The sequence below is a fragment of the Candidatus Dependentiae bacterium genome, from assembly GCA_026389015.1.
Taxonomy (GTDB): Bacteria; Babelota; Babeliae; order Babelales; family Vermiphilaceae; genus JAPLIR01.
Genome location: JAPLIR010000015.1, coordinates 39973 through 62552, shown reverse-complemented (window position 1 = coordinate 62552; position 22580 = coordinate 39973). Strand labels below are relative to the sequence as shown.

General features: G+C 40.6%; 21 protein-coding genes. 10 read left to right on the top strand and 11 right to left on the bottom strand.

Going from position 1 to position 22580, the window contains the following annotated elements; genetic code table 11:
• Positions 1 to 61 precede the first annotated feature (61 nt).
• Positions 62 to 1123 carry a hypothetical protein gene (locus tag NTX86_01830; protein MCX5922046.1) on the bottom strand — a complete coding sequence of 354 codons (1062 nt, stop codon included), beginning with the start codon at positions 1121 to 1123 and terminating at the stop codon, positions 62 to 64.
• Between the two features lie 272 nt (positions 1124 to 1395).
• Here NTX86_01830 and NTX86_01825 point away from each other — a divergent pair, with 272 nt between their 5' ends.
• Positions 1396 to 1926, top strand: coding sequence for a hypothetical protein (locus tag NTX86_01825; protein MCX5922045.1), 531 nt, complete (start codon positions 1396 to 1398; stop codon positions 1924 to 1926).
• Here NTX86_01825 and pgk read toward each other — a convergent pair.
• Positions 1923 to 3113, bottom strand: a complete 1191-nt coding sequence (pgk, locus tag NTX86_01820; protein MCX5922044.1) for a phosphoglycerate kinase — start codon at positions 3111 to 3113, stop codon at positions 1923 to 1925. The genes NTX86_01825 and pgk overlap by 4 nt on opposite strands.
• A 14-nt stretch (positions 3114 to 3127) precedes the next feature.
• Positions 3128 to 4363: an FtsX-like permease family protein gene (locus tag NTX86_01815; protein ID MCX5922043.1), complete on the bottom strand. Its 1236-nt coding sequence runs from the start codon at positions 4361 to 4363 to the stop codon at positions 3128 to 3130.
• A 98-nt stretch (positions 4364 to 4461) separates the two neighbouring features.
• On the opposite strand from NTX86_01815, the gene NTX86_01810 reads away from it, so the two are divergent.
• The gene (locus NTX86_01810; protein ID MCX5922042.1) at positions 4462 to 5298 is read left to right on the top strand and encodes a hypothetical protein; all 837 of its coding nucleotides are present in this window, start codon (positions 4462 to 4464) and stop codon (positions 5296 to 5298) included.
• Positions 5295 to 5741: an RpiB/LacA/LacB family sugar-phosphate isomerase gene (locus NTX86_01805; GenBank protein ID MCX5922041.1), complete on the top strand. Its 447-nt coding sequence runs from the start codon at positions 5295 to 5297 to the stop codon at positions 5739 to 5741. The genes NTX86_01810 and NTX86_01805 overlap by 4 nt, the downstream gene beginning before the upstream one ends.
• A gap of 94 nt (positions 5742 to 5835) precedes the next feature.
• Here the strand turns inward: NTX86_01805 and NTX86_01800 are convergent, their stop codons facing one another.
• Together NTX86_01800 and NTX86_01795 are read right to left on the bottom strand one after the other, a co-directional pair.
• Entirely contained in the window at positions 5836 to 6147 is a 312-nt protein-coding gene (locus NTX86_01800; protein MCX5922040.1) for a GIY-YIG nuclease family protein, read from the bottom strand.
• 215 nt (positions 6148 to 6362) lie between these two features.
• Entirely contained in the window at positions 6363 to 8795 is a 2433-nt protein-coding gene (locus NTX86_01795) for an AAA family ATPase (protein MCX5922039.1), read from the bottom strand.
• 139 nt (positions 8796 to 8934) lie between these two features.
• Between NTX86_01795 and NTX86_01790 the strand changes: the two genes are divergently transcribed.
• The gene (locus tag NTX86_01790) at positions 8935 to 10434 is read left to right on the top strand and encodes an FAD-dependent oxidoreductase (GenBank protein MCX5922038.1); all 1500 of its coding nucleotides are present in this window, start codon (positions 8935 to 8937) and stop codon (positions 10432 to 10434) included.
• Here NTX86_01790 and NTX86_01785 read toward each other — a convergent pair.
• Positions 10402 to 11805, bottom strand: a complete 1404-nt coding sequence (locus NTX86_01785) for a hypothetical protein (protein ID MCX5922037.1) — start codon at positions 11803 to 11805, stop codon at positions 10402 to 10404. The genes NTX86_01790 and NTX86_01785 overlap by 33 nt on opposite strands.
• 232 nt (positions 11806 to 12037) lie before the next feature.
• Between NTX86_01785 and NTX86_01780 the strand changes: the two genes are divergently transcribed.
• From NTX86_01780 to NTX86_01760, 5 genes are all read left to right on the top strand, one after another.
• Entirely contained in the window at positions 12038 to 12631 is a 594-nt protein-coding gene (locus NTX86_01780; GenBank protein ID MCX5922036.1) for a hypothetical protein, read from the top strand.
• A 160-nt stretch (positions 12632 to 12791) separates the two neighbouring features.
• Positions 12792 to 14312 carry a leucyl aminopeptidase gene (locus tag NTX86_01775; protein MCX5922035.1) on the top strand — a complete coding sequence of 507 codons (1521 nt, stop codon included), beginning with the start codon at positions 12792 to 12794 and terminating at the stop codon, positions 14310 to 14312.
• Positions 14313 to 14634: 322 nt separating this feature from the next.
• Entirely contained in the window at positions 14635 to 15813 is a 1179-nt protein-coding gene (locus NTX86_01770; GenBank protein MCX5922034.1) for a hypothetical protein, read from the top strand.
• Positions 15814 to 15926: 113 nt separating this feature from the next.
• Positions 15927 to 16526 carry a hypothetical protein gene (locus NTX86_01765; protein MCX5922033.1) on the top strand — a complete coding sequence of 200 codons (600 nt, stop codon included), beginning with the start codon at positions 15927 to 15929 and terminating at the stop codon, positions 16524 to 16526.
• 80 nt (positions 16527 to 16606) lie between these two features.
• Positions 16607 to 17083: an ankyrin repeat domain-containing protein gene (locus NTX86_01760; protein ID MCX5922032.1), complete on the top strand. Its 477-nt coding sequence runs from the start codon at positions 16607 to 16609 to the stop codon at positions 17081 to 17083.
• Between the two features lie 58 nt (positions 17084 to 17141).
• On the opposite strand, the gene thyX is transcribed toward NTX86_01760, so the two are convergent.
• The 4 genes from thyX to ftsW form a co-directional block, all read right to left on the bottom strand.
• Positions 17142 to 17900 carry an FAD-dependent thymidylate synthase gene (gene thyX, locus NTX86_01755; GenBank protein ID MCX5922031.1) on the bottom strand — a complete coding sequence of 253 codons (759 nt, stop codon included), beginning with the start codon at positions 17898 to 17900 and terminating at the stop codon, positions 17142 to 17144.
• Between the two features lie 85 nt (positions 17901 to 17985).
• Positions 17986 to 19044, bottom strand: a complete 1059-nt coding sequence (locus NTX86_01750; protein MCX5922030.1) for an ankyrin repeat domain-containing protein — start codon at positions 19042 to 19044, stop codon at positions 17986 to 17988.
• The gene (locus NTX86_01745; protein MCX5922029.1) at positions 19041 to 19313 is read right to left on the bottom strand and encodes a hypothetical protein; all 273 of its coding nucleotides are present in this window, start codon (positions 19311 to 19313) and stop codon (positions 19041 to 19043) included. Before NTX86_01745 ends, NTX86_01750 begins: the two co-directional genes overlap by 4 nt.
• Before the next feature lie 33 nt (positions 19314 to 19346).
• Positions 19347 to 20453: a putative lipid II flippase FtsW gene (gene ftsW, locus NTX86_01740; GenBank protein MCX5922028.1), complete on the bottom strand. Its 1107-nt coding sequence runs from the start codon at positions 20451 to 20453 to the stop codon at positions 19347 to 19349.
• 169 nt (positions 20454 to 20622) lie between these two features.
• Here ftsW and NTX86_01735 point away from each other — a divergent pair, with 169 nt between their 5' ends.
• Positions 20623 to 21117 carry a hypothetical protein gene (locus NTX86_01735; protein ID MCX5922027.1) on the top strand — a complete coding sequence of 165 codons (495 nt, stop codon included), beginning with the start codon at positions 20623 to 20625 and terminating at the stop codon, positions 21115 to 21117.
• A gap of 81 nt (positions 21118 to 21198) precedes the next feature.
• Here the strand turns inward: NTX86_01735 and murD are convergent, their stop codons facing one another.
• Positions 21199 to 22554, bottom strand: a complete 1356-nt coding sequence (gene murD / locus NTX86_01730; protein MCX5922026.1) for a UDP-N-acetylmuramoyl-L-alanine--D-glutamate ligase — start codon at positions 22552 to 22554, stop codon at positions 21199 to 21201.
• Positions 22555 to 22580: the final 26 nt, after the last annotated feature.

The following is a 22580-nucleotide window of genomic DNA, read 5'->3' as shown; positions in this document are numbered from 1 at the left end:
ATTAATGATTTTTTTGGGGGTTATGGGAAACTTATGAGAAAAAGAGGTGAAAAATAATTTTTTACGACGATAGTGTAGGATTCCAGGTGTGTTTAGCTTTTTGGGCTGTAAGGCGCTCATCTTTAGTCCTGAAGAACCAATTTTTTGCACATTTACTTGCAAGATAGGTGTACCAGGCAAAGTAGCCATCGAAGGTTACCTTTTTTTTAATACCGACAACGGATGGAAAATGTTCTGTGTCTACAATAACAATTTTTTTGGTATTCTTTTCGATCATAAAGTTATTGATGTGCGGGTCAAGACCGAGCTCAAGGTAATTACACAGGCTCATAGCAAAAGTAGTATGTTCTGTGTTAAATATGCTGAGTTCTTCTTGTGCTTCTATAGCATCGGCAATAATGCAATACGTAGCAGGAATTTGAATGCTAACTTGTTTTTGATCGCCCATATTGGTACCGCTTATCTCGAGCCAGTCTTGTTTTTTAGGAACCCAGTGCCATTTATTGGGCAGGTCAACTGTTGTTGACCATTCGGGATGTTGTGACAATTTATTTTTTATGGTTTCTAGATTCTTGATACGAGTAAGGCCAGCAAGATGACGATTCATGCCGCCCCCTAAAGGAAAAAACCAGATATTATCTAAGCCTTTACAGTAGGGATTAGTAAACGTTTTTGGTGTTTCCATGCATAATTTAAGAATGAAGGGATAGTTTTTAAATTTGAGCACCATCATGCCACATGATTTTTTTCGATTAAAATTTTTGCGGGTGAGGATGATAAAATTTTTGAATGTTTTTTTCTTTTGTTTGATTTCTTCCAGAAGCTCTTCGATTTGGCTATTGAGGATATCAGCTTGAACTGCTTTTTCTGGGGCATTACGATAGGCTATTGGCCCTGATGGTAAAAGATGGTTTTGAAAAAACTGTTTTTCAAAAATGCCAAAAAATGGGTAAAACTCCAAATGAGAACTTTTTAGATGATACAGTCGTGTGCCGTTTGTCCATCGTACAGAAATTTCTGGTAGCGTTGGATCTTTAGGGCGGTGTACGCTACGGCCTAAAGATTCTGCGTAATAGTTTAATAAGAGCAGGAGTGTGGAGAAAAATAAGATAAATTTTTTCACGGTACCTAGGTATGGTAAGAAATACGGGCTAATATTATTACTACATTGACAATAGTATCGTACTACCGTTTAAAATGAAAGAATTAGGTGTCAAATGTTGTGCATTATTGAGATATGTTTATCAAAAATAGAGCTCTGTTAAATTTTTTTTAAGAAAGTACGGTGGTCTATTGATGTTATAGTATAAGTTGAGTATGGTCATAGTAAGTGAGAGTAAAAATTTGATAGTATTGTATTAATGAAAGCACTTTAAAAAAAGGAAAGGGGAATGTATGAAGCCAGAGGAATTACTCAGCAGACATTACGAGCTTCTGAATCATTTAAGTTTGCTACCAAAAAAAATGGTTTCATTGCATGGCCATGAGAACATGACTGAGTTCGTGTTACATGAATTGTGTGATGAGCATTGTTTTAATCTTCAAAAAGCAGCTTATTTTATCGATAATCCTGATTTTGATTGTTTAAAAGGTATCGTAGGCTTTTCTCGCGATGAATCTATGAAGTCATGCGACATTTGGCAATCGCCCGATGATTTCTCGGGTCATATGAAGCAATCGCCGTTTAATCAAAAAGTTCGTGGCCTACTACGCGCAAGCATCAAAAAGAATCACAGTAATGAAAAAGATGTAGCAGCGATTCTAGCTGATTATCTTGGATTACAGCAGCCTAATTTTTGCGTGTGGAATATGAAGCACGATAATACTGGCATTTTGCTTTTTGAAAAAACAAAACAAGAAGATCCAATACACGAAGATCACTTGCAAAATGGCCTAAGCTTGTTGAGTTTTTGTCCAGTATTTTAGGTGGATTTTTTTATGATATCGAGTGCAACGAGTCCTGGTAGCGTTTGGCTACTGAGATAGGTCAATGTTGCGCCACCACCGGTTGAAAGATAATCGATTCTATCGTGTATGTTGAGCGTCTCTGTTGCGGCTACTGAGTCGCCTCCGCCAACGACACTAAAGGCATTGGATTCTGCCACTGCATGCAATAATGCTGTGGTGCCTTCTACTGTTTCTTTTCTATCCCCAAATCCCATAGCGGCATTAAAAAAAATTGTGTGTGCATTGTTAATGTGTTCTTTAAATAGTTCGACTGTTTTTGGACCAATAGATATACCTATGCCGTTAGCAGGAAATGCATCGGCTTCTACAAGGCTTAATGGTCCATTGATGTTATCAGTAGCTATCTGATAATCAATAGGAAATTCTAACGATACTTTTTTTTGTTGTGCTTGTTCCATGAGATTCGCGCATATAGTGAGCGCTGTTTGGTCAACAAGGGATTTTCCCACGGGTTTGCCCAGTGCCTTTAAAAAGGTAAACACGATTGCCGGACACAGCAAAATTGTTTGGACCTTATCGAGCATGTTTTCTATGAGTCGTAATTTTTCAACTACTTTTCCACCGCCAAGGATTAAGACAAATGATTTTTTTGATGAAGTGAGCAATTTGTCGAGTGTTGTTATTTCTTTTTCAACCAATAATCCTATCGTGCGCTTATCTGGCGCAAAATAAGTGGGTACAAGCGTGATTGATGTGTCGCCTCTATGCATAGCTGCAAAGGCATCATTGACATAATAATCGCCTAATCGTGCCAGGCTTTGAGCAAAGGTAGCATCGCCACCTTTTTCTCCTGGAAAAAATCGTAAATTTTCGCATAAAAGAATGCTTTTTTGATCTTCAAGGCTTTTGTTGTAGGCATCATTAAGATTGTCGGTCCAGGTTATTGTGTAGCCTTTTTTTTCAAACCAGGGAATAAGGTTTTTGGTTGAGAGTTCAGCTGTTGGTTTCTTTGGTCGGCCCATATGGGTTATGATAATAACTTTGCCGCCATTTTTTTGAATAAGGTCAATGGTGGGCAGTATGGATTGTAGGCGATAGTCATGAGCGATGGCGCCGTTGGCTAGAGGTACATTTAAATCGGCACGTACTAATACTCTTTTGTTAGTAAGATCCCAGGTTGGCAGGGCAGAATGTATATTTATCATACTCATCTTTCTTATTATGCTTCAAAGCGTAGAATTTGCGCAATGTTTATGGAGCGAGTTCTGTAAGCAGGAAACAAGGTTGCAATAAAACTCAAACACATGATAACGATAAAAACAATCAGGAGCAAATGCCATTCCATTTTTGATGGTAGATGGGTGACGTAATAAGCGTCTGGTAGAGTGATGAATGGGTACGTTTCTAATACCCAGCTTGCAAGGGTGGCTAATGCGAGTCCTAGGAGCGTTGCGCAACAGGTAATACCCATACCCATAAGAAGAAATATTCTGCTAATCGTGCCGTCAGATAGACCCATTGCTTTGAGGATTGCAATGTCGCCACGCTTTTGAGTGATTTGCATAAACAACAGAGAAATAATATTCATGCTTGCCACCAGGGTGATTAATGCAAGAATTAAAAACATGGCATATTTTTCTAATTTAAGAGCGGCAACGAGTGCTGGATAAAGACATTGCCATGAATACACTTCTAACTGAAAGCGTTCTTTTAATCGAGTGATAACGACTTGTTCATGAGCGTCAGGTTTTAGCTTGATATTAATCTGCGTGACCCCATCGTTGGGAAACAGTGTATTAAAAAAATCATGATTGCATAGCGCCAGTCCAGCATCAAATTCATCGATCCCTGTGGTAAAAATGCCGCCTACTGTCGCTTGAGATATCGCAAGGGTTATTTTGCGAGACTTTGTTTTTTCGTTGTCAGGAAACAGAATATTGATAGTGTCGCCCGACGAAAGATTTAAATTTTTAGCCAACGTTTGACCAATCAGAATAGTGTCATCAGTAATGGTTCCCTTGAGCGAAAGATCCTTACTCGCGGATGCAATGATTTTTTTATCGAACGTGGTAACCAGAGATTCTTGTGCGGGGTCAATCGATTTAAGAGCAATGAGATTGGTAATATCGTCAGAATCTGTAGGTTGAATAATAACTTGCTGGTATGAAGTAGGACTAAAAAAAGCAACTTCAGGAAATTCATTGCGCAATACGTGGCTGACTTTTTCGTAGTCGAGGTTGTGTCCATGGCTGCGCATGATGATTTGTGCGTGGATACTTTGCATTTTTTCATGCGTGACCTTCTCAAAGCCATTCATGACGGCAATCACAAGTGCAAGAGAAAATGATCCAATTAAAATACCTAAAAAGCAGACTTTTACCATGCTGGCAATGTTTTTTTCGTGTTGTGAGCCGAGTGCGTAGCGCCATGCAAGGAGCAGAGTGAGAGGATTCATGAGTTAACCTTTTTTGTTAGCGAGCTTGTCAATCAACATTCTTTTTTTTAGGATACTACTATTATGTGGAAATTGTAAAAAAGAAAGAGGCGTTTGGTATGAAGTATAAAAATAGTTTATTGGTTATGACAGGATTTATAGTACTTGCTTTGGCGCCAGGCTGTGGCAGGGTTGTTGATTGGGGTGTAGAAAAGTTTGACCAAGGAGGAGATCTGCCTCCATTACCAAAAAACGCTGATGCGTATATTCGGTCGGTTACGTTGTATAATCAATTTGCTACGGCAGGGATGTTTGATGCAATGTGGTTGTCAGACGATACACGGATTGCCCATGCGGATATGTATATGCGACGTCGCGGGAAATCTGAAGAAGATAAAAATGTTTTTTTACGTAGACAACTGGAAGACAACAAGCATTCCATTACTTTTTATGTATTGAGTCCTTTTGAATTGCCGCTGGGTCAACCCCAATCGCAATGGCAAATGTTTTTAACGGTTGATGATGTGTCCTATAGTCCTCTTGAAGTTAAATCTACTGAGTTGGATCCTGAATACAGGGTGCTTTTTGGTAAAAAGATCTCTCGATTTAAAGAAGCTTATGTTGTTAGATTTAACGCTACGACCACTGAAGATAAACCGATAATTTCATCGACCTCAAAAGAAATGGTGTTGCATTTCAGATCGGCTGGAAAAGAAGGCTCGATGGTGTGGCGTTTACATGAAGGTGCTAAGGTTACTGAAAAACAAGAATCGGGATCAATGAGTCAAGATTTGCAAACACAGGCAAAAGAGCTTTATTCAGATGTGCCAGCTGGAGCAGTTGTTCCTACTGTTGTAGTTGTGCCAACGGTGACCGTGACCTCTACTCCTGTTGCCCCTGGCGCGGCAGCGCAACCTGCTGCAGCACCCGATACAACAACTCAGGTGAAGCCGTGAAAATTGTTATAGGTGCCGATCATCGCGGCTTTAGTCACAAAGCATGCATAAAAGAGCGTGTTCAGGTTGCAGATAAATCCATTGAATGGCTTGATGTTGGCGCGTATAATGCAGATCGTTCTGATTATCCGGTGTTTGTTGAGGCCGTCTGCCAAGCACTACTTGAAAGACGTGCTGATTTTGGCATCTTGCTGTGTGGTAGTGGTGTCGGCATGAGCATCGCGGCCAATAGATTCCCTGGAATTTACGCTGCATTGGCTTGGAATGAAGAAGTCGCGCGCATGAGCCGTCAAGATGACAATGCTAATATTTTGGTGCTCCCCGCTGATTTTGTCTCGCATGAACAAGCCATTGCTATGGTCAAGTCTTGGTTACAGGCGACTTTTAAACAGGGACGTTATCAAGAGCGACTTACTATGGTTGATAATCTAGAAGTTGATTAATCGATAGAGAGCTTTAATAAACGCAAAGACTCGCTGCTCTCTCTACAAGCGAACTCTATCCCCGCCGTCCTCCCTGAGCTTTGTCGAAGGGTTATTAAAATTGAGTGAATGCACCCTTTTTTGTAACTCCAGGAACGGCTTCCCATCCACTATTAATTAGTGCCTCTTTTTTCTTACGAGGCCAGCCTTTTAATCGCCGTTCGGCTTCTTGTGCATCTTCTCGTCTTTCAAATTCCTCTACAAATACTAATTTGAACGGTAATCGTTCTGCTACATAACTAAACGCATTGGATTCTTTTTTAACAGGTTGTATATGTTCATCAAGTCTGCGATGTATATCATCGGTAGAACCTATATAGTACGATCTATCATTGCATTGCAAAATATAAACGTAAAAAAAATCCATAATTATTCCTATATATAATTCATTTTTTGGCACCCTTCGACAAAGCTCTGGGAGGACGGCGGGGGTGGGTTCTTATCTTTAAAGGGCGCTCTTAGTTGGAAGCTTAGAAGGCAACACAAGGACTCAGGAGTTATATCACAATCAAAAGTTCGCCCTGCAGGATTTCTTTTTAGAAAAACGGCAGGGCGAACTTTTTTTTATAGACTTATTACTAATTATGCAGCGACAGGTTCTGTGAGTTCTGGTGTATTTGTAGCGCTGGTTGTTGCATCCATGATTTCTTGAACATCTTGTGCTGTTAGCGTGAGATGTTTTTGTAGTGCAATAGAGATTGCTTGTAATGCTACTTTATTGTTGGCGAGCAGTTCTTTAACTTCTGATTCACATTTGCTTAAGAGGGCGAGCGAAGCATCAATCATTTTGTCTTGTACATGTTCAGGCAAATTACTAATAATGAGTCCTTGAAATACTATGGACTGTGCTATGCGCAATGCATGTTCTTTATCTTCCATGTGGTAACTATAGCCAGATGATCCCAATAATAGTTCTTCTGCGATATGTCCGGCAAGTTTAATTTTGCATAGATTCATTTTTTGATTTTTAGTGTAAAGATTCAGGGTATGATGACAGCATTGGGTAAACATTTTACCATGGACAACAGCCTGTGCATGTTCAACGCTATTGCTCTGTTTATAATAAGCCTCCCAAGGACTTTCTTCTTTAAGCTTTTCTTGAATTGGTCGGATGGTCACTTTGGTAAGTTTTTCCGCGCTATCTAAGAGTATGGTTGCTAAAGCATGTCCAGCTTGGTGAGTCGCGATAATGTTTTTTTCCTCTTGGGACAGTTGCTTGAATTCTCCGGGAATCATATTGCGCACTTCTGTGTCCAATGCATCATCAAGTGCTTCTTGGGTGAGTGGCAGATTTTGTATTTTAGACTTTTGGATTGCTTTTTTGAGAACAGAATTCATGGTTTCAAATGAGCAGCCTGCGGTTTCCAAGCAGACTTTGTCAAGATCAAAACGATCAAGCGATGGGCACACAGGATATAATCTCTTGATGAAATATTCTTTGCGGTGTTCAAAGCCAGGATAGTCAAAGCGAATTTCTTTGCCAAATCGTCCTGGTTGTTTGAGTGCTTCGTCCATATTTTCCGGTCTATTGGTTGCCGCTAAAATGATAACCTGTTTTTTAGGGTCACTATCAAGGCAGCCACTCATGGAGGTTAAAAATTCATTAAGTAATGAAGTGTTTCCGCCGGCACGTTGTAAGCGTAGAAGGTCGATTTCGTCAATAAATAATACGCATGGCGCTTCTCTTTTTGCCATTTCAAGAATTTTTGCAATACCCATAGATTCAATGTAGGAGCCTTTAATCACATAAAAGCCAATTTCGTCTGGGTTGCGGCCTTGTCGTTTGACCACTTTTTTAATTTCGCCAGCCAATGCTTCTGCAGAAAAAGATTTACCCGAACGTGTAGGTCCGGTAAGTAAATAGCCTTTTTCTGGGGTTAGCTTGCTACGATCCCAACGTTCAGGGTCTTCTACGTATTTTACAACGAGGGACAATGCTTCTTTTACGTAATCGAGGCCAACAAGGTCATCAAAGGTGTACTTTGGTTCAATGCTAGCATTCAATGCGTCTTCAATTTTTTTATTTTTGTAAGCGCCACCGAGCAAAAAGTTATGAGTTCTTTCTATTTTTTTACCACACCAAGATGACGCGTTTTTGAATGCTTCATAATAAAAAGGTGAAGCCGTAGCAACTAAATATTTGCCAATTTCTGCGTGACCATGAGTAAGATTGAATGCTTCTTTTTCGAATCTGCCTATCCATCCCAATTTATCATCATTGATTATGGCGCCTCTGTCTTGGATTTTAACATGTTCGCCAACTTTACTACGAAGCCAATGCGAGAACTTGCTCGATGCGTTAGGGTCTTCTCCTTTTTCAGTGCGATACCATAAGAAATACCAAGCTGCTAATGAGGTAGCAATGGCTATCTTTCCAGCATTGCCGATTGAAGCTGCTTTGATGCTTGGTTGAATAAGATAATCGTTAAGCTTTCTGTATGCCCTGTTGTACCACGCTAGGCCGACGCTCGCTGCCTGACTATTAAGGTCGGCAATTTGGGCATCAATGTTCTTTTGTAGGGCATCAATGTCGATAGTTGAATCGTCCTGGGGGCTTTTGATACTCTGGAAGTAGGTGACAAAATCAAAGGCAGGAAATTCGGTAAGTCCATCAGAAAGTGCCTGCTTGGTATGAGCAATAAGGCCTTCTAGGATTTTTAGAATCATTAAGTTTTGTCTAAGGCTAACATTAACGAAGGCATCCTTTTGGACAGATTCTATTAAAGAACGCACGCTTATAATACCTTGGATGACTGTTTTTTTATTTTTTGTTTGCGGGACTTGGTCATTATTGACAACCAGAGCCAGGTCTCCTAGAATGCAATCAACGGCGTTAAATTGTGTTAGGATTTTCTTGAGTTGATCTTCCAAGATATTTTGCGCTTGTTCGATGATGGTTGCTGAAATTTCGTTCATATCGCCAATGTTGGTGGTGTCATCAAAAGCATGTGATAAAGGTTGACTCAGGAGTAGGGTGAGAAAGAGAAAGGTTTTTTTCATAACTGAATTATTCATACAAGTAACCGTCCTATGAGAGAATGTAAATTATGCAATATTTATAACAATAGAATTCTAGAGTATATAATCAAGATACACGAAGTCTCTTGTTTGTCGAGTGGTAGTGTCCGTAAAATCGCTTAAATAAAAGGAAATTATGAAGACGTCTCTGTGTAAAAAAATAAAATGTAGTTTTCTCGGGTTATTGTTGATATCCGTCATGTTTATTCAAGGCTGCGATCGTCCACCGCGTCGTGGTGTTTCGATTGTCATGGAAAACGCTTTTGATAAGCAAAACATTATACCTTTGGTGATCATAGGGTCGGGCGCCGCAGGTTTGAGCGCGGCTATTTATGGGGTTTGGGGTAATGTTAAGACATTGGTTGTCCATGGGCCGTTGCCTGGAGGTCTTTTGACCCAAACGAGCCTTGTGGAAAATTGGCCAGGAAGCAGATCGATTTTAGGCCAAGATATTATTAAAAACCTCCAAGATCAGTCCACCAACCTGGGTAAGAAATTTTTAAAGAATAAGGTCAGTGCTATTGAATTTTTACAGGATACGATAACATCTGCCGATTTATCCCAATGGCCATTTGCACTAGAAACTTCAGGAGGCGAGACTATTCATGCCTTGTCGTTGATTGTAGCAACGGGCGCTACTCCTAAAATGCTGGGTGTTCCTGGCGAGCAAGAATTTTGGAAAATGGGCGTGACTACCTGTGCGGTATGCGATGGTCCATTCTATAAAGATAAAAATGTTGTTGTCATTGGTGGTGGTGATTCAGCTGTGGAAGAAGCGATTCAATTAGCGCGTCACGCTAAAAACATTACCGTATTAGTCCGCAAAGAAAGCATGAAAGCTGCGCCATCTATGCAAGCCCATTTGAGTGAGTATCCGTCCATTAAGGTTATTTATTCAGTTGATGTGCAGCGCATTATCGGTGACGAATCTGGGGTAACTGGTGTTGAAATTAAAGATGCCAAGACCAAAGAGGTAACGACTTTGCCCGTAAGCGGGGTGTTTTTGGCCATAGGGCACACGCCAAACTCTGATTTAGTACGCAAGTATGTCCAGACCGATGCCGATGGCTACATTGTGCTTAAAGGGCGAAATCAAGAAACGTCAGTGCATGGAGTGTTTTCTGCTGGCGATGTTGAAGATAGAGTGTATCGTCAGGCTGGGGTTGCTTCAGGACACGGCATTCAGGCAGCTTTAGATGCTGTCGCATTTTTGACTTCTATTGGTTTTAATAACGATGTTGCAGCAAAACTTGGCGAATCATTGTACAGAGTCAAGGGTGAAGGCACGGTGCAGGTTCTAGAGTCTATCGATGAGTTTGTAACTCAGGTTGAACAATACAAGGGTCTAGCCGTCATAGAATGTATGATGCATGAATGTCCATCGTGTATCATGTTAGAACCGGTCATTCAGCGTGCGGCTCAACACGTGACAGAAGGTATACGCTACTTTAGGGTTGACACTAATGTGGCTCCTGATTTGGCTGAAAAGCTTTTTGTGTATCAAGTGCCAAGTATTTTGGTGTATCGCGATGGCACGTTGGTTGCTCGTTACAATGGCGCTATGAATGATGCAGAATTTGCGGTGTTTATGGAGAAATTTTCCTCAGTGACCGGTGCAGCTTTGCCCGCAGCGTAATTCTCTTTTAGCCTGAGCTCGTTTGCAGCGCTTTGCTTTTGGGCTCCATTCTTTCCTGTAGAACTCGCTGGCTTGCACATAGGCTTCGTGCATATGCCGGTCGAACTCTGCGGGCGAGTAATCGTGGGGCGCATAGGGTTGCGCAATGCTTTTTAGTCTTTTGAACTCCTCATGTGGTATGAAATCTACTACGTGAGGAGTTTTATCTTTTGTAAAGTTCTTTATTAATGCCACATCATGTTCGGGGCGCATATCAAATATAATAGGATGATAAGGAGATGATTCATGCTCCATGCCTTGCACTTGGTGAATGATAAAAGGTAGGAGCGCAGCCACTGGTAATGGATAGCTAAAAAATCCGGGGCGGTAGTAGCGTGATGTCCAGCCAAAATACCAGAGCTCTGTGTGGCCAGGGGATATATCTTTGAGAAGGTGTGATTTGCCGGAAATAATAGATGGGTTATTAAAGTTACCGGTTAAAGCAAGCTTTCTTTCGCTTGTATGTACTTTAGCGTTGTTTCTGGTTGCTTTAATTTGAATTTGTACGAGCTTTTTGGGCAGGGTAAAGCCTTGGCGTTCTGTAAAAATTCGACGTGAAAAAAATCGTTTACATGAAAAGAAATCAAGTTTTTGAATGCGGTCGCTGGTGGAAAACACATTGTACACTTTTTTAAATATATCACTGTTTACTAAGTGATTTGTCTCTGATTGAATTGGGGTGCCGAGCAGGATAAGTTCATCGATAGATAGCCGATTGTCTGCGTGCTTTGTTTCCTGTACTGCGCCAAGGTTCAGAGCGACATTGCCTCCATGACTATAGCCGATTATTCTTATTTTCGGGAATATTCCCTGTTTTTTCAATCGAGCTAACTCTTGCTCAAGGCTTTCGTAAAGTTTGACAGCGTCTTGGTAGCGATGTTTTGAGCTGAGCAATCCAGACCAGCCATAGGTGTAGTAGTAATTTTTTGGAGCGGGTAAATCTGCGGCAGCATTGCTGCTAAGAGCAATAACTTCATTAAAGACTTTAGCTAATGCCTGAGAGCCATTGAGGGTGTCATTATCGGTGAGGTCTATGGGATGGAGGCCGTAATCTCGTATGGCTTGATCTTTGTAGAAATAAGGATTTTTACGTTTTATTTCCACGGTTTTGTAGTAGACCGTATTTTCGACATTGTCGCGTATGCAGCGGACTAAGTTTTTTAGGGTAATGACCTCATGTTGAATGCTAAACGACCCATGCAAAAATATAGTGAGCCATACGTTTTGAGATTGGGCAGGTTCTTGCTGCTCTGCATGACTACAGAGAGCTGTATTGGCTAGGATGGAAGCCAAGGCTAGAAGCAGGTATGTTGTCATTTTTCTATAATTCATAACACTACTCTTTTTTTATATTTTATTCATTACCTAAGTAAATAATATCACACATTGGTAAATAATTCAAACTGAATTTGCTATATTGCAATAAAGTCGCTAAGTAGCAGTGTTTTATTAAATCGGAAAAATATTTCGCAATAATTTAAATTAAAAATTATTGCAATTAGAAAATATTCTAACTATGCTGGAATTAAGATATTAATGAATATATAACTATAAAGGATTTTGTATGACACATCGTAATATGTTTTTACTGATGAGCCTTATGCTCGGTGTGGGATATTCCCATGTTGGCCTGGCTGATTTCGTAAAAGAAATGAGTAAAGAGAAGGAATTTTATAAAAAAATTGAACGGGCGCCTTTCTCTATTGGTATGTTTTATTTTGAAGACAAGATGGACTGTAACTGGCAACGCAATATTGCGCGTCAAAAAAGAGATTTTAGACTGGCTAGTCGTTCGCGTATATATCATGATGGCAATATGCGATTTCTTGGTCTTGATCTTTCTAAGCGTGGCTTAGAAGGTTTGGACGATGAATTTGAGGTTGATATCATGCCTGCCTTTGTTTTATTCAAGCATGGCAAGCCTTTGCGCGATGCGAACAAGAAGGTTATTAAACTTGTTGGCTTTGTTGAAGATACAGCGATTAAAAAATTCATTAATAGGCACTTGCGTCCAGCAATTGAGAATTATATTGAAAAAGAAGCTGAACGAAAAGCGCAAGAGCGTGCACTTAACGCTGCCTATTTCTATGGTGGCTGGCCTTATTATGGTGGTTACAATGGTGGTTGCGCTGGATTTGGCGTAGGTGTCGGGTTTTAAGTAATCTTGTAGTGCCATATTGGCGCGAACTTGAAGGAATATATCCTTGTTTGACAGTCAAAAACGTATACAAAAAGCTTCATCTTACATGATGGAGCTTTTTTTGTTATCATACTTTTTGGTTAGAAGGAATTTTCTAAAAATCAGAAAGGGCCCGTGCATGATTGTTACCAAATTAAGTGACGAGAGTATCTTAAAGCAAAAATCTGAATGCCTTGTGGTGATGCTTGAAGAGAAATTTACTTTCTCCAAGCAACTACAGGAAATTGCCAAAGAAGTTTTCCCACAGTTGGAAGATTTATTTGCCCACCACAAATTTACCGGATCGCTATCAAGCACCGTAGTAGTGCCAGCAATTATTAACAAAAAGATAGTCAATTGTATTTTTATTGGGTTGGGTAAGGCTGGCGTCAATAAAACTATAGATATCGAAAATTATCGACGCGCCCTTGGCAATGTGGTAAAACAAGCAGCTGCATTAAAAGTTGAATCGCTTGCGTTAACCCTACCTGCAGCTAAAATTTTTGGTGTATCGGTTGAATATTTGGCAAAGCAAACTGCTATTATTATGAATATGGCTGCCTATCAATTTACTGAATTTTGGACCGATACAGAGCGCAAAGGTGTTGAATTAGTTCAAGTAACGCTTTGCGTTTCTTCTGCTGACAAAAAGGTTGTACAGCATGGTGTTGACGAAGGTAATGTTGTTGCACATGCTGTGAATAAAACACGTCACTGGATTGATATGCCACCATCATCAATGACCCCAGAACATTTGGCTGACGAAGCGCAAAAAATAGCCAAAAAACATACCGACCTAAAACTCACCATATTTAGCGAAAAAGAGATCAATAAAATGGGCATGGGCGGCCTTGCTGCTGTATCTCGTGGTTCTGATCTTGATTGTAAGTTGGTGATTTTAGAATACAAAACTACGAAAAAAGGTGCGCCAACCATAGCATTTGTGGGCAAAGGTATTACTTTTGATTCGGGCGGATTGAGTATTAAGCCAGCAGACTCCATGGAGAGTATGAAGGATGATATGTCTGGCGCGGCAGCCGTCATAGCAGCCATGGAAGCCTTGGCGATTTTAAAGCCGGATGTTAATGTAATTGGTGTTGCTCCTATAGCTGAGAATTTACCGAGCGGCAATGCCGTAAAACCGGGCGACATTGTACGTTTTTATAATGGCAAGACAGCAGAGATCAAAAATACAGATGCCGAAGGTCGTTTAATTTTGGCCGATGCCTTAGCGTATACGGTTAAACACTATAAACCAGATGCTATTATGGATATTGCGACCTTGACTGGTGCATGCGCCTACTTCCTTGGGCCTTACTTCACCGGCCTTATGAGCAAGCACGACGATTTTGTCGGCCGTGTTCAAGAGGCTGCTGATATATCTGGTGACCGCGTATGGCGTTTGCCTATGCATGAAGATTACAAGCCAGCAATTGTTACCGCTGTTGCTGATTTATCTAATACTGGATCATCGCGCATTAAATCTGGTGCCATTACCGCTGCGTGGTTCTTGAGTCACTTTGTTGGCGACGTGCCATGGGTGCATTTGGATATCGCGGGTACTGCGTTTGATGTGCCAGATATTCCTTATTATCGCTCAGGAGCAACCGGTGCTGGTGTTCGTTTGATGGTTGAATTAGCAATGAATTGGAAGAAATAGATTAACCTATTGTTATAAAATAAGTTAAAGTTAGTTCGCATAACTTCTTAGTTATGTCAAAAACGACTTGTGTTGGCGCAAATGCCGAGATTTGATGTTAAAACCCCACTTTTGTACGAAAAAACGTATAGAGTGGGGTTTCTTCTTGAAATTCAATTTTTCTGGGCAAGCGACTTTTTTCTCTGGTTTAAACCCCGTATTTCAATTCAATTTGACAATATTTTTACATCTGTCATACTTTTACTATATATGCCTAAATAATAGCTTTGGTTTGGTTATAAGTTGTAACCTGACATGGGTTATGAAAATGGAGGATGTTATTATGAAAAAAGGTACAAAATTATTACTATTGGCTCTGAGTATGCTTAGTGCGTCAAATGGCCGTTTGTGTGCTATGGGTAGAGCTGCTGGACCTCAACCTGAAAATACTGATGTGCGGCTTGCGCGACAATTGCAAGAGCAAGAAGATGCTCAATTCGCTCGCAGTCAGGGGCAACTTTATGGTGCATTTCAGCACCACGGCGCGCCTCGCTTTGAAGATCAGCTTGCTCAAGCATTGAGTTTGAGTATGCATGATGCTGGTCAGAATCAGCGCAACGCTCAATCCAATATGGGTTCTGATATGAGTTCTGAATATAAGCAGGGTGAAGAAGTTTGTAATAAGATGACTGCAAAAGCTAGATGCCCTAAAGCACCAATGAAGATTAGTGCGAAAGATCTTTTTAATGTTAAGGGCGATAAATGTAAAGAATGGTATAAGGAAACAGATTGTTGTCTATGTACGAATAAGTTTAATAAAAGTGATAAAATAAAAGTAGCGACATCGTGCTGTGTTCAGGCTCTATGCTCAAAGTGTCTTGCAACTTTAGACAAGGATGCTGAGGAAGAGTATTGCATGTTGCGAGATCCAAAAAAACGTCAAGTTTGGAGTGCGAGTCACGAGGATAGAAACTTTCCAAAAGAACGTAAGTATGCAAATGCGGTATGTCCTTATTGTAACGAAGATGACTTGCAAGTGCATTACTTAGATTTAATAAAAGATCATGATGATGAAGATGTCAAAGTAGATGAACCTAAAAACAAGGTAGTTCATCCGCGTGATGAAGATGATTGGGGGAATGGCGAAGTTGATGCGGCATGGGGTGATGATAAAGTTTCTTCAAGTGCATCATCAAGCTCAAGTAGCTCTAGCTCATCATCAAGTTCATCATCAAATAGTTCTAGCTCAAGCGCGGCGTCATCTTCAATGAGTTTGTCTACGCAGCAAGAAGCTTCAGCGGCAGCGGATAAAAGTAAGGTATCTGATAGCGAGCAGGAGTGCCCATGTTGTTTTGTATGCAAGCGAGAGCTTTCCATAACACCAAATATGCTTAACTATTTACGTAAAATGGATTGTTGCGGCGTAATGCTATGTCTTAATGACATTGACAAAATTGAGCGGCCAGCAAAGAAACAAAGCCAAAAGGTTATGTGTCCAAGCTGTCATCAAGTAATGCAATAAAAAACGAAACTGCACCATAAGAGGCCCAGAATCACTTCTGGGCCTCTTATAGTTTAATAAAAAATGGAATGTTAAATAAAGGTAGCTGGGCTACTAAAATGGAGAATTTTATTATGAAAAAACAAATAATACTGAGCGTTCTTATCGTTGCTAGTTTAATGCCTACGGTGACGCGCCCTATGGAAAAATTTAATAATTTGATGGGTATAAGCGGAACGGCGGTAATGACTTTTGGCTGTCTAGCCGCAGGCATTCTTTATTGCGGTATAAATAAATGTTTAAAGACGCGGGCGCATAATCTTATGTGTGATGCGATTCAGGATGGAGATGAAAAAAAATTATCGAAAGCTCTTAAGGCTGGGGTTGACCCTGATGCGGCACTTTTTCGATCGATTCTAAGGCATAAGTCATCATGCATTACTGCATCGCTTAACGCGGGAGCTGATTTTACAGGATCGTTTAACCATAGCATAGCGGGTAATTGTACGCTTGCAGAATATGCTTCGTTGGAACAAATGGACGGTGTATTAACACAGTATAAACGCAAGATAGCTGAAAAAATTATTAATAAGAGTTCTGATGTTGTAAAAGGGTCTGATGGGACACAGTTATCCTGTGATTTGTCGTCTATAATCTCTCAATATGCTGTTGATGACAAGGTTATTATTGATGACGAGCAAATTCGAGTTTATCAAAAAGCAATAAAAAAATGACTTGACTCTGTGAGTACTATTTCTCTATGTTGGTAACGATTAAGTGTTAATAGTATTAACTCAAAATAGAGGTAGTTTTTATGAATAAACAAATAAAAGTATTGACCATGGTTATTGCTTGTTTGATGACACATCATGTTAAAGCAATAGAAGAATTATCAAAGAGTGAGCAAGAAAAAACAAACAGAAATACCATACGTTCAACGCCATTTTATGAAGCAATCGTAGATAATAATGCTCCGAGCGTGCTTGCACTACTCGAGAGTTTTTCGATCAATAGTGTAGATGGAGTTGGTAGAACGCCACTTATGGAAGCAGCATTATTAGGTCGTACGGATATGGTGCTTTTGCTACTTGATTCTGGTGCTAATATAGATATGCAAAGTATGTACGGAGAAACTGCGCTTATTCGGGCTGCGTATGCTAGTCAAAGAGATGTGATAGTTGTATTGCTTGAAAGAGGTGCTGATAAAACTTTGGTTGATGGTAATGGAAATCCGGCTCGTATGATTGCTCTTTTTGAGGGGCGCAATGATATTGCCGATTTGGTTAGCTAAAAATTAAGAAATATCATCTTGATAGTAATAGGCCCGGGAAGAAACCCGGGCCTTATTCTTACTCGTTACCAAATTTAATCAAATCGTAATCGCTTATGCCTTCGGGCATATTTTTTTTCTGCCATGCTTTGAGTGAAACCGGAAAGTGTGGCAATGCGAGCCTGAGCATCGCTAGTGCATACATTCTAATTTCGTATTGCGCACCGGTGTGCAAACGCAGGGTCAAAAAGTGCATAAGTGAATGTAAATTGCAGGTGAAGATAAATTGTGTGTAGGTGCAGGTTGGCAGTACGCCGCGTGCTTGCTCGCGACAAATACCAGCTTCTAGTAATTGTTCGTACGTTTTAAAAGCCGTTTCAATAACGGTTTTATATTGCTCGGTCGCTGCGCTATTTTCAAAGCCGCCAACAGAAGATTGTTTATTATTTTTATCTTGAAAGCGCCATGCTTGCGGTACGTAAAATTCTACCGGTGCTTGAACATAGCGATAGCTAATTTCGTTGTATGAATTCATGCGGTGACGCATCCATTGTTTGGAAACATAGAGCGGGCATTTTACGCGGAACGAAAGTTGATTGTGTTCAAACGGGCTGGTGTGGCCGTGGTCCATAAGGAATTGGAGTAACTTGCCATCTCGTTCGGTGATGGTATCTACAAATTTGCCATACGACACGCGTGCGGCATTGACGATATCAACATCTGAACCAGATACGCGTATTAATTCTAATGAGCTTATACCGTCGTTAAGCGGATCAAGCGTCAGTTCTAGATTTGTTTGAGTCACGGGTGGTTGTGGCTGTACTGTTTGTTCTTGCATTTTAATTCCTCATTCGGTTCAACATAGTATGATCATGCGCTCTTCTTATTTTCGCACAGATTTTAAACAAAGGGAATGACTGTTTTTACTCCACAAGAGGAATTGTGGTAAGGTTTGTTTTTTTAAATATTTTTTGATCAGTATCAATAATCCACTTTTTGATAGAGTTGGACCATTCAGAGAGTGTTTCTTGTTCTTTTTTAGTTTGATCTTTTAAATACTGGTTTAAAAGATCTCTCATGGTGTATAACAATTTCTGCAGGTCTTCAACAGAATTGAATGGTACTGAGCTATCAGAAACCTTGCTCATAATATCATCAAATTGTTGCACTAGGCTACCTTCTTGAAGAGTGCCATAAAATAACGGTTGTATATCTTTTCTGGTATAAGGCTTATCGTGCATATCGCTGAGCTTCCCCTTGGATGGCCCTCTGGAGAGCTTTATTACTATGTTTTGTAGTTGTGTTGTAATACTTTTTTTTGCTCTTTTGACCAATGCGAGCGTCTCATTGGAAGTTTTTGATTCTTCTTGTTGTTTTTTTGATTCGCTTGTCTTTTTTTCAGGAATTTTTGGCGTATCATTCTTATATTCTTCTGGATCATAGAAAGCATCTTCGTCTTCATCGAAGACTTTTTTGTCTAGGAGTTCTGCTAATTCTGCGGAGGTGAGAGTGCTCTGTGCACCTGTTTTTATTAGGCTTGTGTCGGCGCCTTCTGCAATTAATGTTTTTACTACCGCAAGACGTTTTTTTTGATCTGCTAATATAAGCGGTGTTTGTCCTTCGTTGTTTTTAGCGTCTACTGAAGCCCCTTTTTTAATGAGCGTTTGGACGACGGTGTTGTGGCCACGCTTGGCTGCCCAGTGCAAAGCTGTCCAGCCGTTTTTATCTTGTGCTTTAACATCGGCACCGGCTGCAAGAAGAGCATCGATGATTTTTGCAGAGTTTGCTTTCTGGCTATAATGAGCAGCTATCAATAAGGCTGTTGTTTTATCGGTGTTTTTAGTATTAACAGCGGCTTTTGCCCGTAAAAGTTCTAATGTCGTATCAAGGTCGTCCTGCCCAATAGCCCTCATTAGAGCTGTCCAGCCATTCATATCCTGTGCGTTTACTTGGGCGCCTGCTGCGAGTAGTGCTTTGACTATTTAGCTGCTTCTGCTTCATTAGCTGCTTCTGCTTCATTAGAATGCTTCTCTCGGTTAGCTGCCTTTGCTTCATTGCTTTCTGCCATGCTATGATTCCATCCAGCTAATATGTCCAAGGCTTTATATGCTAATTCTCCACCCTTTAATGCTAATTCTCCACCTTTTTTTACTGCTTCTACTAACCCCATTTTAGTGGGTTGGGTTGAAGGCAGAGTTTCCTGAGGTAGTAACAAAAAAAGGGTTACGGCGAGTGTTACAAAATGCTTCATAAAAAATATCTCCGTGTAATGTGTTTTTTTATTTTACTTATCATTATGAACCATATTCATAATAAGGCCGAGCATGGCCATGGTGCAGACCAGGGCGGTGTTGCCATAGCTCACAAAGGGTAGGCCGATTCCTTTAGTTGGTGCCAAGCCAGTTACAACAGCCAAATTAATCACTGTTTGCAAACTGATTAGGGTGATAAAGCCAAACGCAGCAAACATTGAGAAAGTATCTTTAAGTTTCCATACAATTTTGATACCAAAATAAAGAAACAACGCGTACAGGGTAATCAAAAATAACGATCCGGCAAAACCGGTTTCTTCTGCAATAATCGAGAAAATAAAGTCCGTGTGCTGCATAGGAAGATAGAAAAACTTTTGTTTGGAATTGGCGATGCCAACACCAAGCCATCCACCTGACCCAACGGCAATGAGTGATTGAATGATCTGAAATCCTGCTCCTTGCGGATCAGACCCGGGATCCAAGAAAGTTAAAATTCTTTTTAAGCGGTAGGGCTTAAATAGCACTAAGGCAATGATAGCGGGTATGATTGCCGCCAGCGTAATCATCATATGCTTTGCATTAAACTGTGCCATAAAAAGCATGGCAAGCGCGGTCATGAGGAGGGTGACGGTGAGTCCAAAATCAGGTTGTTTGAGAAGTATACCACAGGTTGCACCAAGGACTATGAGGAGGGGGATATAGGTGTGCGCCAGGGACGATGCTTTATTGGTTCTTTTTTCTAGAAAATAAGCTAGATAAAGTATGAGAGATATTTTGATTAATTCACTGGGTTGAAAGCCAAAACCAAAAAGATTAACCCAACGGCTTGAACCATGGATATGTTGTGATAATCCTGGCACAAGGGTCATGGCGGTCAGAATGAGTGACCCGAAAAAAAAGAGCGGGCTACATTTTTTTATAAAGCTCAAAGGGATTACGCGTGCCATGAATATGGCAATGACGCCGAGTACGAGACCGATCAATTGCTTGGCAACAAAATAATAGGATACGCCAAATTTTTCTATTGCATAGACTGAGCTTGATGAATAGATGAAAATGAGACCAATAACAATGAGCATGGCGGCTACGAGGAGCAGCGCGCGAAGATCAGTTTGTATTCTTTTTTTTGCGGTAATCATAGCTACTCTCGGGTTAGGGTGCTTTTTTTAAGTAGCCTAGTATGTCTACCGATGAGCTGTCAATGTTAGATCAAGTATGCATTGCTCATCGTGATAGTTTTTGTTCAAATTTTATTGTAAAATATAAGATGATACGGTATTGATTGCATTGATTTCTAAAGGATTTTTTATGAATAAAGCATTTCTTTTACTTGTTGCCTTTAGTGTGCCAATCTTCATGGTTGCTGAAGAGAAAAAAGAGGAAATAAAAGTAGCTTCTATTTTTGAGAGCATTGATACGAAAGACTTTCCTTATTGTTGGCGTTGGAAAAATGATGTTGTTGAACGAAGAACAACGAGATATTCTGTCGCGACCGAGCAGTCTTCTGAAAAAGATATTCTTAAGTTAGCTCAATGCAAACTTTGTAAAGAATTAGCTGCGAAAAAAATGGACATAGATACTTTATCTAAAATCATGGCTGGTTGCGAACAATTCATGATCAAAGCGCCCGCTGCTGGGTGGCTTTGGAATGAGCACATTGATCCGCAAGTTTTAGCCCAGCATGATAAAGCTATGGCTCTATGGAATTGTGCACTCCTGTGTAGAGATAAAGCTCAATTGTTTACCCTGAAAGAACAGATCGACGGTCTTTTGCAAGGAAGAGCCCTCGACGCAAAAAAATAATAATAGATCGCGTCATAATTAATTATAGGCGGCACATCAAATTAGATTGATGTGCCGCCTATTTGTTGTCTTATATAAAATTTACTGCTGAGCTGTCAACGTGAGGTCGTAGACTAGTTTTTTAAAGTACATTCCTCGTTCGATGTAATGCGCAAATAAATCGTAACTACTTCCCGCAGGCGACAATAAGACTTGGTCACCGGGTTGCATGTCGGCAACGCAGGCCGCAAAAGCTGCATCAAGATTGTGGAATGCCGCACTTGGGATTCCTTGCTCGATGCAATAAGCATGAAGCTGTTCGGCTTCTTTGCCAAAACAATATATTTTTTTTACCTGACCTTTCAGGTCAGCAATGAGTGGTGAGCGGTCAACACCTTTGCCAAGACCGCCGAGTAACAGCAGGATTGGTTTATTTTTCAGCGCATTGACTGCCGCCAACGTTGACTGTGATGTGGTTGACTTTGAATCATTATAAAAAGTGACGCCGTGAATGGTCGCGACTTTTTCTAAACGATGCTCGGGCAATGCAAGGTCTATGGTGTCAAACTCAGGCAGTGGTTGATTTAATAAGGTGAGTGCGCTGCACATGATGAGCCAATTTTCTTCAAAGGTGATCGTTGGCAGGGTATTGCAGAGTATTATTGGCGTGGTGGTGCCATTGTTGTAGATAACGATTGCACCATTGTGTATATAAAAAAGTTTGCTTGTCGCGGGGAGCGATGCTAATTGCTCTTGTGTTGGCAGTTGCGCAGAAAAATAATGAATAATACGAGAACCGTGAACGCAATCTTTGAGATTGAGAGGAATGAGCGCTTGTTGGCAATCTTTTTGGTGCGCAATGATCTGTGCTTTTGCTGCTAAATATTCTTGTTCGGATCCATGCCGGTCAAGATGATTCGGATACAGATTGGTCCATATGGCCAGATCGGGTGCAAATTCTTTGCATTGTTCTAGTTGAAAGCTTGAAAGTTCAAGTAGTACCATGTCACTCTCATCTTTTTGTGCGAGTAAATCGAGCATAGGTGTGCCGATGTTGCCACCAGTAGCAACCTGCACTGCGTTATGTTTAAGAAGTTTTGAAAGCAGGTGGGTGATGGTAGTTTTTCCAATGCTGCCCGTGATGGCAATGATCGGTTTTTTCCATGCGCTATAAAAAATGTCTAATTCATTAAGCCAGGTGTTGCTACGCGTTACATAAGGACGAATATCAATGCCAGGACTAGGTAATATGACATCATATGTTTGCAGAAAGGTCTCAATGTTGTCTTGTGTGTAAAACGCACTATGTGTGCCACGCAACAACTCTTGTTCATCAGGGCTGAGTGTTTTTTGGTCAATTACGGCAAGTTCATAGCCGAGGCCACGGAAGTAGCTGATTGCTGATTTTCCCGTGGCGCCTAGGCCCCAGATGCCGATTTTTTTATGTGGTGCGCTCATAATATATCCTGGTACGAAAAAAAATA

Coding starts and splice junctions, on each gene's coding strand:
- NTX86_01825 (MCX5922045.1), top strand. CDS start 1,396: ATGAAGCCAGAGGAATTACTCAGCAGACATTACGAGCTTCTGAATCAT.
- pgk (MCX5922044.1), bottom strand. CDS start 3,113: ATGATAAATATACATTCTGCCCTGCCAACCTGGGATCTTACTAACAAA.
- NTX86_01815 (MCX5922043.1), bottom strand. CDS start 4,363: ATGAATCCTCTCACTCTGCTCCTTGCATGGCGCTACGCACTCGGCTCA.
- NTX86_01810 (MCX5922042.1), top strand. CDS start 4,462: ATGAAGTATAAAAATAGTTTATTGGTTATGACAGGATTTATAGTACTT.
- NTX86_01800 (MCX5922040.1), bottom strand. CDS start 6,147: ATGGATTTTTTTTACGTTTATATTTTGCAATGCAATGATAGATCGTAC.
- NTX86_01795 (MCX5922039.1), bottom strand. CDS start 8,795: ATGAATAATTCAGTTATGAAAAAAACCTTTCTCTTTCTCACCCTACTC.
- NTX86_01790 (MCX5922038.1), top strand. CDS start 8,935: ATGAAGACGTCTCTGTGTAAAAAAATAAAATGTAGTTTTCTCGGGTTA.
- NTX86_01785 (MCX5922037.1), bottom strand. CDS start 11,805: ATGAATTATAGAAAAATGACAACATACCTGCTTCTAGCCTTGGCTTCC.
- NTX86_01780 (MCX5922036.1), top strand. CDS start 12,038: ATGACACATCGTAATATGTTTTTACTGATGAGCCTTATGCTCGGTGTG.
- NTX86_01775 (MCX5922035.1), top strand. CDS start 12,792: ATGATTGTTACCAAATTAAGTGACGAGAGTATCTTAAAGCAAAAATCT.
- NTX86_01770 (MCX5922034.1), top strand. CDS start 14,635: ATGAAAAAAGGTACAAAATTATTACTATTGGCTCTGAGTATGCTTAGT.
- NTX86_01765 (MCX5922033.1), top strand. CDS start 15,927: ATGAAAAAACAAATAATACTGAGCGTTCTTATCGTTGCTAGTTTAATG.
- NTX86_01760 (MCX5922032.1), top strand. CDS start 16,607: ATGAATAAACAAATAAAAGTATTGACCATGGTTATTGCTTGTTTGATG.
- thyX (MCX5922031.1), bottom strand. CDS start 17,900: ATGCAAGAACAAACAGTACAGCCACAACCACCCGTGACTCAAACAAAT.
- NTX86_01745 (MCX5922029.1), bottom strand. CDS start 19,313: ATGAAGCATTTTGTAACACTCGCCGTAACCCTTTTTTTGTTACTACCT.
- ftsW (MCX5922028.1), bottom strand. CDS start 20,453: ATGATTACCGCAAAAAAAAGAATACAAACTGATCTTCGCGCGCTGCTC.
- NTX86_01735 (MCX5922027.1), top strand. CDS start 20,623: ATGAATAAAGCATTTCTTTTACTTGTTGCCTTTAGTGTGCCAATCTTC.
- murD (MCX5922026.1), bottom strand. CDS start 22,554: ATGAGCGCACCACATAAAAAAATCGGCATCTGGGGCCTAGGCGCCACG.